Source organism: Chryseobacterium sp. CG10_8 (genome assembly GCF_058117085.1).
Map to the genome: position 1 here is coordinate 76,724 of NZ_JBYVEB010000004.1, position 9,465 is coordinate 86,188.

Below are 9,465 nucleotides of genomic sequence, written 5' to 3' on the forward strand. Positions count from 1 at the left end.
AGGTAGAGATTATTATAATAATTAGAGAAAATCACTAAACATTTTCGAAAAAGTATTTTTTAATTAATTAATTATTTTAGTTTTAAAATCCATTCAGATATGGCGTCCAAAGCTTTCGGAGAAATCGTTTCTTCAATTTGGCTGTATTCTAGTACTGATCCTGTGTTAGCGGTTTGTAATAAGTGATTAAGCTGGGGAATTTCTGTGGTTTTAAAATTTTTATTTCCAGCTTTTTCTAGCGATTTTTTGATTCCGTCCAAGTTCTCTTTCGGAGGAACTTGAGCGTCCAAACTACCATTAATAGCCAGCGTTGGGATTTTGATTTTATTTAAATTGTTTTCGGGATTGTATTTGATGAAATATTGAAACCAATTGTTGTTACAAAAAGCTAACGCTTGGCTTCTTACTTCCTCTGAAGCGTACTGTGAAAAGGGATTTTGTCCTAATTTCGTAAGAAACACATTGAAATCATCTGCGAAGTTTTTTCCTTCATAGTTCTTTACAAAAGTATAGATTTGGGCATTTTCCTCTGCGCTTTTCTTTGCCATTTCCTCAGAAGCACCTGCTGATATCGAAAGATGGTAGGTCTGCAATTTCATGAGTTGGTCACTTGGTATTCCTTGTGCTGCGAGTAGAATCATCGACTTAACATTTTTGTTTTGATTGGCGACCATGGGTGCAATCAGGCCACCTTCTGAGTGACCAATTAAGCCAATATTTTTGTATCCTTTTTTCACCAAATAATTGACTGCAGAGTTAATATCACCTGCAAAATCTACCGAATTAGGGTCATCCTTTCCTGCTTCCGAACCACCAATTCCCCTATCATCAATACGCAAAGTTGCAATTCCTTTTCTTGCTAAATCATCTGCAATAACCAAAAATGGTTGATGTCCAAATAATTCAGAATTCCTGTTTTGTGCGCCACTTCCCGTAATCATGACGAAAATGGGTGATTTTTTGGAGAAATCAAATGGAGTTGTTAATGTTCCTGCTAACAAATTTCCTTCGGTTTCATTTTTGAAAGAGACTTCTTCGTTGTTGTAGGGAAACTTTGGTTGTGGTGTTTGAGGTCGATGGAAAGCTTGTTCATTTTCCTTCATTTTGGTTAAAATTATTGGAAAAGACATTCCGTTTTGGGTAAGTGTTCCCTCAATTTTTTGATTCAATAATTTTCCTTTATACAGAAAGTTGGCTTGATTAATTTTGAACGAGATTTCACCATTGCTAAAAACAGTTTCGTCAACAGGAATTCCTGTTACGCCTTGTGCAGGGCTGTCCATCGTTGATTGGTAGGCTTCTGAAACTTTTTTAACATGGAAAACCAAAGGTAATTTTGTCCCCTGAAACTCAAGTTCTCCCTTCCATGAACCTAAAATTTCTTGAGAAAAAATGTTTTGAAAAAATAATAAGACTAGGATGGTGAGTAATTTGGTTTTCATATTTTTTCTATTTTAAATTGAATTTTCTTTTAATTGCTTTTTCGGTTCTGTACATCAAGACTGCGGTTCCAGTAGCACAAACGATCAGTCCCATAATCATATTTTGAGTTTCAGTCAGTGAAATGAAATTTGGGAATGCGCTAATAATAATCATTGCAATGCTCACTTTAATCCCTTCGATGCCCGATTTCTTTTGGGCGTAATCCCATGTTTCTTGATTGAGCATTGAGTTTTTGGTTCTATATCCATACAAATGATTGATTTCTTTTGGCGGGAAAAACGAAGTTATTAGAATTGTAATCAAATAAATGGAGCCTACCAAAAGAGAAATAAACAAATAATTTTGGACGATGTAGACCATATTTATAACGCGTACATTAATAGTTTTGAAACAGTTTCAGCCAGAACTAAAGCGATTGCAAAAAACACCCAATGTTGCCATTTTTTGACATTGGTTGCTGTTTTGAAACCATAGATCAACAACACAATCATATAAGCAACTGCAATTAATCCTACGACAGAAAAAGCCGTAAGAAAGGCCAATTCGCCTGTGCTTAATGGAGGTAAGTTTGGATTCTCAATTCCTTCTATCAACTTGTCTGCAATGGTGTTCATTTTTTCGTTATTGGTAAAGATTCCGATGATATAGAGTGGGAATCTAGAAATCATGGCAGCATTAAAGATGTCGATATATCTTGTTTTGGGATTGATTATTTTTCCAAGTATAAAAAGTGGGACAACGACAGAGGCGAGGTCAATGAGTAGTGTGAGTGCACTTTTTCCAAGGCTCATTTCTTGAATATGAACATCGAAAACGCCATCAAATATTACTCCGAAATGATAGCTAATAAAGCATCCAGCAAGGGTTACAATAATTCCAAAAATAAGTAATGATATTTCTGAAAATTTAGAAAACGGATTAAAAATAATTTTCCAGTTCATATTTTTAAGTGTTGTATCTTTCAATTAAGTTCTAATTTTTTTAGTCATCAGTCATCCCTCACCTATCTTCAATCATCTCTCATTCTTTCACCTCAATATTAGGATTTATTTTCAGTAAATCATTTTTTAATTCATCAAAATTCTTTGGGGAAATGACGACACTAGCGTTTTTGTAGTAGATTTCAACTCTACCAGAAAGGCTAGGAGCGGGAGATGAAATAAGGTTCCAAGTTTTTTCGATTTTTCGGATTTCTGATACCTTAATTTTGGTCGTCCCGAAAAAAGAATTTTTGATATACAAAGTGTCAGCGTCGATTGAATATTTAATTGAAAAAAATAAGAAAAGAACAAAACACAATACCAAAAGTGGAATAACTAGTCCCCAAATAGAATCATTGTTTTCACCAAAACTTCCCGAAGCAACACCATTTATTGCCCCAGCTATAGGAAAAGCCATTACAATTAAAACAATGGCCAATAATTCCCAACCAATTTTTACGGGTATATTTTTTTTCATTTTTTATAATCTAATTTCCAATCTCCAACTCCCTAATCTTTGCAATCAGGTCATCGACTTTATTTCTCATTGTAGGATAGGAGAGCTCGGCTTGTTTTGCCATTTCTTTGATACTACCGCTTGTGAGAAAAAAATTAAGGATAAAATCTTGCTCCTCTCTGGATAATTTTAGAAATAAAGGAAGTTCGTAATTACCATTGACCTCCGTTTTACAATGATTACAGCGCATCTGACTCACATTGAGTGATGATTCGCAACTAGGACAGATGATAGGAAGCTTCATTTTTTTTTGTTGTTTAATTTTGTTATTCTCAGATTTGAACAAACTAAATAATAAACAAATCTAATATTTTTTTAATAAAGTTAAAATAATTTTTAATAAAGTTAAAAAAAAATAGTAGAAACGTGCTTCCTCATCACTGGAAGTGAATAAAGATAAATATTGAAAAATGGTGTTACATCCTCAGTTTGAAACCGATTCCGTGTAAATTATCGATTGAAATTGATTCTTCTTCTGAAAATATTTTGCGCAGGCGGGAAATGAAAACGTCGAGACTTCTACCCATAAAGTAATCGTCGTCTCCCCAAAGTGCTTTCAGGATGTCTTCCCGTTTGAGAACCGAATTTTTGTTTTCCACAAAATATCGCAATAATTCGGATTCGCGTTGCGTAAGGTTGGTGACCACATTACCTTTGGTGAGCGTATAGTTTTGGGTGTCAAAAACAAAACTTCCGACCGTTAATAGTGGAACAGTTGGAGTAGAATTACTTTTGCTAGAACGTTTTAGGAAAATTTCTATTTTTAGTATCAATTCCTCGATGCTGAAAGGCTTTATCAGATAATCATCTGCACCAATTTTAAGACCTTTGATTCGGTCTTCTTTCAGGGTTTTTGCAGATAGAAAGAGGATGGGGATATTTTGGTCGCGCTTTCTGATTTCGGTAGCCAGTTCAAAACCATCCATTTTGGGCATCATAATATCAAAAAGGCAAAGGTCGTAATCACCATTTTTAAAGCATTCCAGAGCGATTTCGCCATTTTTGCAATGGGTAACATCGTAGAAAGCTTCCAAGTTATCTTGGGTAAGAAAAGCTATCGTCTCATCGTCTTCTGCGTACAAAATTCTACGTTTTTCCATGCTTATTTTTTAGGAAATAAAATTGAAATGGTGAGCCCTTTCGGTGTGTTGTTGCTTGCCCAAATTTTCCAATGGTGCTGTTGAACAATCTTTTTCACATAATAAAGGCCAAGTCCAAATCCCGTTACTTCGTTGCTTTTTTTATTGGCAACTCGGTAAAACCTGTCAAAGATAAAATTAAGATTTTTTTGTGGAACTCCAATTCCATTGTCTTTGAAGTCTAGTTGAAGTCCTTTCGAAGTTTTTGAACTTGTAATTTCAATCAAAGGATTGCCATCACAGTACTTAATGGAATTGTCAATAAGGTTCTGGACAATGTTATAAAAATGAAATTCGTCCGCTAATATAGTTTCGTTAGGGTCAATGCTCAAATTGATGGTAAGATTTTCGTGCTTGATAAGATTGGTTTCGATGACGGTCTCCAAAGCTTCTTTTAGATTGAGTTCAACGGGTTTTACTTCCAAAGCTTCTTGGTCACTTCTTGCAATATTGAGGATTTTTTCGATGTGGTTATTTAGCTTTTTTCCTTGATTACTAATAATGGATGCGTAATTTTTGAGTTTTGGGTCTGCTTTAATAACATCTTGATTACTGAGATAATCCGATGCCAAAAGAATCGAAGATAAAGGCGTCTTGAACTCATGCGTCATGTTATTAATAAAATCACGTTGTAACTCCGAATATTTTTTTTGCTGAATCAAAGTGTAAATGGAATATACATAGATGATTAAGATAATCATCAACGCTCCAGAAAGTACGAACCAGAACCGCAAAGAGCCAATGAGATAGGTGTTTTCGTTGGGAAATCTGATGGCAAAATAATAGACGAGACCTTGATATTTTTTGAATTCGATGTCTTTGTCTTTTTTGGTGGAAGTATCATCACTGAGCGAAATGTAATTTCCATATACCATATCGTCACTTTGACAATTGTAGATGGCATATTCGAAATCGGTAATAATATTAAATTTGCTAAACTCCGACTTCAAGTAATGTTCTAAAACTGGAGGATCAATATTATCTTTAAGATTAACTACGTAGTAATCGTCAGAAACTTTTTTGATTAAATCTTTGGAGCTAAAAGAGTGACCATTTTCTTTGTAAATCTCTCTTGCTACTTCCTGCAAAGCAATATGAACTTTCTGATTGAATTTTTCCTTCTCCAAACTGAACGCCTGAAATGTCCAAAATAATTGAGCAATCAAGATGCCGACCGTGGCAACCAATCCAAGTAGAACAATAATATTGAGCTTGTTAATTTTCAACAGAAATGCGTGATTTAATTGTGTTTATGAGGCAATAATACTTAATTTTTTTCTTAAGGAAGGTCTGTTAACAATTCATTAACAAAGATTTGAAACCGCTTAACAACGACCATGTCGAGACTGTTCTATATTTGTATCAAAGTTATTGAGAAATATTAATCTTTAAAAATATAAATTATGAAAGCTGTAAAAATCTCCTTATTGACGTTAATGTTGGCGGCAGTGCCAGTAAGTTATACTGCATCAACTTCTGTTAAAACTACTATTGATAGTTTGGTTGACAAATTTGTTGCTTGGAATGCTACTACTATCGATGTAGGAACAATTCCTCAAGGAACTCCCAAAACCATTAAGTTTGAATTTGTAAACAAAACAAATAAGCCAGTTTTAATTACCAACGTTAAGCCTTCTTGCGGATGTACAGCTGCTGATTATACAACTACAGCTATTAAGCCAAAAGGGAAAGGATATGTTAACGCAACATACAATGCTGCTACAGAAGGAGGTTTTTCTAAAACAGTAACTGTTACTACAAGTGATAATCCTAGTCCAACAACTTTGACCTTCAAAGGCGTAGTTGCTAAGAAATAATCAAGAAAATATCTCACGCGTGTCGTCGTGAAATAGAAAGTGTTTACTTTAATCTTTAGGAAGCCTGTTGGAGCAATTCGACAGGCTTTTTTATTGGTTTTAGGAAACAGAAAATTATAGTCTACGAGATGCACGATAATTCTGATAATTATTTACATTTGTTCAACAAAACACATGTAATGAAGAGACTTTTTTTTCTGTTATTTTTCGTTTGGACAAGCTTAATTTTTGCACAATCTAATTATATTCATTCGATTACCAAGAAGCAAGAATTCATTAATCTATCTGGAAAACCATTAGCAGATAAGTTCACCAATATGAGGTCGGTGAAAGTGGTTTTTGACTATTCGGCGAAGAAGATATATTTTTTTCAAAGTGAAATATATACTTATCATTATGATTTTTGCTCCCAAGTTTTGGGTTTTAGAGGAGAATTAGGTGATTTCAACGACTTAAGCTATAATCCAACCAATAACAGAGCATATTTGTTAGCCAACATTAATTATCTCCAAGACACCGATGATTGGGTAATGGAATTGGCTGCGTCTGATGATATGAATCCAACTTTGATTAATTTCTTTTTTGGTGAAGTCAAAAAGCATGTTTATTTCAAAGAAAAATTAAAATTTTACCTTAATTCTCCACATGTCATTTCGTTATACAGAGATGGTAAATTAAAGATTCCGTGTGTGTTTTCAGACTTTATCTTCAGTAGAATTACAGAGCAATCCATCGAAAAATCTTCAACTGTAGGTGTTCTTAAAAAATATGATTTAGTCAACAAGCAGCCATTTAATGCTAAATCCGACGAAATTGTCATTATCAATACCACTCCAGAGTTTATACCAGAAGTAAAAGGGATTATTGTTACCGAACTTCAGACACCATTAAGTCATTTGGTTTTACTAGCTAAAAACAGAAATATTCCCGTGTACGTGGATACTAAAATTTGGGATAAAGAGTCGGTCAATGGTTTGATCGGGAAAAAGGTTGAGTTGGTTACTAACGAGAATAATTACAGCCTGAAAGCAACTCAGAAGAAGATCTTAGCGAAGGTGGCTCCAGCAAAAATCAATCTAGAAAAGAATCTTTCTACGAAAGACTTAGTGGATTTGGAGCAAGAGCTTCCTCAAAACATTGTGAGTTCCATTGGTTCTAAAGCTACCAATTTAGGTTTATTAAAAAGCATTGCCAAGGAGATGAAATCCTTCAAAACGCCAGAATACGCGTTCGCAATACCGTTTTATTATTATGATGAACACATGAAAGGATTCCGGTCTCATATTGATGAAGTCTATGCAGTTCCGAAAGATTCTGTGAAGCTTCTTGAGGCTAAACTCAAAGACTTGAGAAAGTCCATTAAAAACTCCAAAGTCAATCTCGATCTTTTGGCGAAAGTTAATGAAAAACTAGGTCAACAAAGTGATTTTAAGAATTTTAGATTCCGTTCTTCTACCAATGCAGAGGATTTGGAAGGCTTCAACGGAGCTGGATTATATGATTCCAAAACGGCGGTGATTGGAGATTCTGTAAAGACTGCGGAAAAGGCGATTTTAGAAGTTTGGTCAAGCTTCTGGAATTATCGGGCATTTGCAGAGCGACAGATGTTTGGGATCGACCACGAAAGTTGTGCAATGGGAGTCTTGGTTCACCGTTCCTTTCCTGATGAAAAAGCCAATGGAGTCTTGGTTACAGAGAATTTGTATCGTGATAAATACGAAGGAATTACTGTCAATGTTCAACTTGGCGAAGAATCTGTCGTAAAGCCAGAACCAGGCGTTACCTGTGACGAATTCTACGTCCATAATTTCAATAATTTTGGAGAGGTTGTTATGGATTACCGTTCTACATCAAGTCTTAACAAGGGTAAGCCGATTTTGGATGAGACCCAAATCAAAACACTTTTCAAGATTTCTCCAACCTTAGAAAGAAAATTGAATAGCCTTTGGATTAAAAGAAAAATGGCCAAAAAAAGTCGTCCTCTTGATGTCGAATTCAAGATTGTTGGTCCCAAAAATGAACTTTACATCAAACAGGCGAGAGCATTTATGAATTAATAAGAAACCCTTAGAATAACAAAATCTTGTTTGAGGTCTACGCTTTTTATTTGATAGCTAAACGTTTTTAGTTTCATTTTTTCGGCTAAAAGCGAACGTCTTCCTGTATCATCTAGAGCAAGGAAATCCAATGTTGTGGTAACTTCAAAGGTGTTTTTCTCGGTGGTTGCAGGTGTTTTTTTGTCAAGATAATTAAGAAACAGATAGATTAAAACGACCGCAAGGTTAATTCCCAATAATGCGGGAAGATTTTCTATAGGTAACAGTCCATCCAAAAGAGAAAGTGTAATGGAAACAAAGAGAAAAACAATCGTCTGTATACCGAATGTCTCTGTTCTGAATCTCAAAATCGAAAAAACGGCAAACAATCCAAAGCCTATTCCTAGACTATAATCTGCCTTGACAAAAACAATACACATAAAAAAGGTGCAAATGCTGATAAGACTCAACAAAGGATGTAAGCGAAAACTTCGCATTCGGTTAGAAAGGAGATAGAGTGTAGAAATTGATATGCAAAGGATGAGCAAGCGCTCAAAAAGTTCTGTTGTTTCCATCGAAAATTCTTGTGTTTTTTTAATCAATAAAACCTTTTGGATATTTGGGGATTCTTTCCAGCTCTTCAAGTAGATTTTTGGGGAAAATCCTATTGAGAAGTTTCACTTTTTAAAATATATTTCCCAAATATTCAGCAGGCAAAATAAAGAGCAAATATACAGTTTTGAACGAAAGTTTTTGAGGGAAAAATCATAAAATGAAATTCAAGTAATATTGCTTAATTTTGATGCGTTTAAAAAATTGACTTTATGAAAGATTTGATGGGGAAGGCGATTTGGGATTTTTACCATAACAACGCACCCAAAGATTTAGAAACCGAAACTTCGATTTCTGAGCGGGACTTACTTCCTGTGTCTTACCTTTTCCGTTCCTTCGATGAAATGAACAAAATCGAAAGAAAAGCTTTAAATCTTTCTTCAGGAAAAGTTTTGGATATTGGAGCAGGAGCTGGTTCGCATAGTTTGTACTTGCAAAATAAAAAAGGTTTGGAGGTTACCGCTTTGGATATTTCTCCTAAAGCTATTGAGGTGTGCAAAGAAAGAGGTGTTAACAAAGCTATTTGCGAAGATATTCTAAAATTTGAAGAGGAAAATTTTGATACCATTTTGCTATTGATGAATGGGACGGGGATTTTTCAAAGTCTTCAAGTTATCGATATTTACCTCAAAAAATTAGCTGAGTTATTGAATCCAAAAGGACAGATTTTGATTGATAGCACCGATATTTTGTACATGTTTGACCGTGATGAAGATGGCGGAGTGTATATCCCAGCAGAGGGTTATTACGGAGAACTTGACTATTTTCTTTTTTACAAAGGCGAATCCGAAGAACCGACGAAATGGCTATATTTAGATTTTAATACTTTGAAAAATGCAGCCGAAAACAATGGTTTTAAAATCGAAAAAATCCTTCAAGAAGACGATTCTTATTTGGCTAAATTGACCTTTAAATAAATTG

General features: G+C 34.6%; 11 protein-coding genes. 3 read left to right on the forward strand and 8 right to left on the reverse strand.

Features of this window, described 5'->3' with window-relative positions; genetic code table 11:
* Window positions 1–71 precede the first annotated feature (71 nt).
* From AC4AGG_RS01655 to AC4AGG_RS01685, 7 genes are all read right to left on the reverse strand, one after another.
* Window positions 72–1,442: an alpha/beta hydrolase family protein gene (locus AC4AGG_RS01655; protein WP_489770233.1), complete on the reverse strand. Its 1,371-nt coding sequence runs from the start codon at window positions 1,440–1,442 to the stop codon at window positions 72–74.
* A 7-nt stretch (window positions 1,443–1,449) separates the two neighbouring features.
* The gene (locus AC4AGG_RS01660; RefSeq protein ID WP_489770234.1) at window positions 1,450–1,803 is read right to left on the reverse strand and encodes an SdpI family protein; all 354 of its coding nucleotides are present in this window, start codon (window positions 1,801–1,803) and stop codon (window positions 1,450–1,452) included.
* 2 nt (window positions 1,804–1,805) lie between these two features.
* Window positions 1,806–2,384, reverse strand: a complete 579-nt coding sequence (locus AC4AGG_RS01665) for a YIP1 family protein (protein ID WP_489770235.1) — start codon at window positions 2,382–2,384, stop codon at window positions 1,806–1,808.
* A gap of 79 nt (window positions 2,385–2,463) precedes the next feature.
* Window positions 2,464–2,901 (reverse strand): PH domain-containing protein, encoded by a 438-nt coding sequence (locus tag AC4AGG_RS01670; RefSeq protein ID WP_489770236.1) that lies wholly within the window; start codon window positions 2,899–2,901, stop codon window positions 2,464–2,466.
* A gap of 10 nt (window positions 2,902–2,911) precedes the next feature.
* Window positions 2,912–3,184 carry a DUF2089 family protein gene (locus tag AC4AGG_RS01675; RefSeq protein WP_489770237.1) on the reverse strand — a complete coding sequence of 91 codons (273 nt, stop codon included), beginning with the start codon at window positions 3,182–3,184 and terminating at the stop codon, window positions 2,912–2,914.
* A 172-nt stretch (window positions 3,185–3,356) separates the two neighbouring features.
* A complete protein-coding gene (locus tag AC4AGG_RS01680; protein WP_489770238.1) occupies window positions 3,357–4,040 on the reverse strand; it encodes a response regulator transcription factor in 684 nt (227 codons plus the stop codon).
* A gap of 2 nt (window positions 4,041–4,042) precedes the next feature.
* Complete coding sequence (locus AC4AGG_RS01685) at window positions 4,043–5,305, reverse strand: sensor histidine kinase (RefSeq protein WP_489770239.1); 1,263 nt, start codon at window positions 5,303–5,305, stop codon at window positions 4,043–4,045.
* Window positions 5,306–5,482: 177 nt separating this feature from the next.
* Here AC4AGG_RS01685 and AC4AGG_RS01690 point away from each other — a divergent pair, with 177 nt between their 5' ends.
* The gene (locus tag AC4AGG_RS01690) at window positions 5,483–5,896 is read left to right on the forward strand and encodes a DUF1573 domain-containing protein (protein ID WP_489770240.1); all 414 of its coding nucleotides are present in this window, start codon (window positions 5,483–5,485) and stop codon (window positions 5,894–5,896) included.
* A gap of 179 nt (window positions 5,897–6,075) precedes the next feature.
* Window positions 6,076–7,953 (forward strand): PEP/pyruvate-binding domain-containing protein, encoded by a 1,878-nt coding sequence (locus AC4AGG_RS01695; protein ID WP_489770241.1) that lies wholly within the window; start codon window positions 6,076–6,078, stop codon window positions 7,951–7,953.
* On the opposite strand, the gene AC4AGG_RS01700 is transcribed toward AC4AGG_RS01695, so the two are convergent.
* A complete protein-coding gene (locus AC4AGG_RS01700; RefSeq protein ID WP_489770242.1) occupies window positions 7,950–8,507 on the reverse strand; it encodes a DUF4956 domain-containing protein in 558 nt (185 codons plus the stop codon). The genes AC4AGG_RS01695 and AC4AGG_RS01700 overlap by 4 nt on opposite strands.
* A gap of 249 nt (window positions 8,508–8,756) precedes the next feature.
* Here AC4AGG_RS01700 and AC4AGG_RS01705 point away from each other — a divergent pair, with 249 nt between their 5' ends.
* A complete protein-coding gene (locus AC4AGG_RS01705) occupies window positions 8,757–9,461 on the forward strand; it encodes a class I SAM-dependent methyltransferase (RefSeq protein WP_489770243.1) in 705 nt (234 codons plus the stop codon).
* Window positions 9,462–9,465: the final 4 nt, after the last annotated feature.